This window comes from Geobacter grbiciae, assembly GCF_018531165.1.
In the GTDB taxonomy this organism is placed as follows: Bacteria; Desulfobacterota; Desulfuromonadia; order Geobacterales; family Geobacteraceae; genus Geobacter; species Geobacter metallireducens.
In genome coordinates this window covers 1-565 of sequence record NZ_JAHDIW010000058.1, presented here as the reverse complement: position 1 = coordinate 565, position 565 = coordinate 1, and the positions used below count along the sequence as shown (strand labels likewise).

Annotated in this window: 1 protein-coding gene; it reads right to left on the bottom strand. The window is 63.5% G+C overall.

Going from position 1 to position 565, the window contains the following annotated elements:
- Window positions 1–565, bottom strand: a 565-nt coding sequence (locus KJB29_RS19125; protein WP_215735897.1) for a S8 family serine peptidase, incomplete at both ends; no start/stop codon positions are given.

The following is a 565-nucleotide window of genomic DNA, read 5'->3' as shown; positions in this document are numbered from 1 at the left end:
TGACGGTGCTGGAATTCGTGGGGGAGGTGATCGATGCGGTCGGGGCGGTGGCGTCGCTTACCGGCACCGCACTCTGGGCAGCCGTGAGGCTCTTGAGGACGTTGATCCGGCCGTAGCCGAAGTACTGATCGAAGCCCGGGGTGCCGATGTCGTCGGCATTCCTGGTGATGATGTCCACCACCTGGGCATTGGTCAGGGTCGGGTTGACGGAGAGGATCAGCGCGCCGAGTCCCGCCGCGATGGGAGAGGAGAAGGATGTTCCGCTCACGCTTGCATAGCCGCCGCCGTTGGCGGTAGTAAGGATGGAGACGCCGGGGGCCGCGATATCGATGGTCGGGCCGTAGTTGGAGAAGCTCGCCTTGGCATCATTGGCGTCGGTTGCCGACACCGACACCGCGTTGGTGCAGGCGGCCGGATAGTAGGGGGTGCTCGTGTTGTAGTTGGCTGCCGAGGCAAAGACAATGGCGCCTTTGTTCCAGGCGTAGTTCACGGCATTCTGAAGGGTCGAGGAGGTGGTGGAGCCGCCGTAGCTGAGGTTGATGATCCTGACGCCATGATCGGCGGC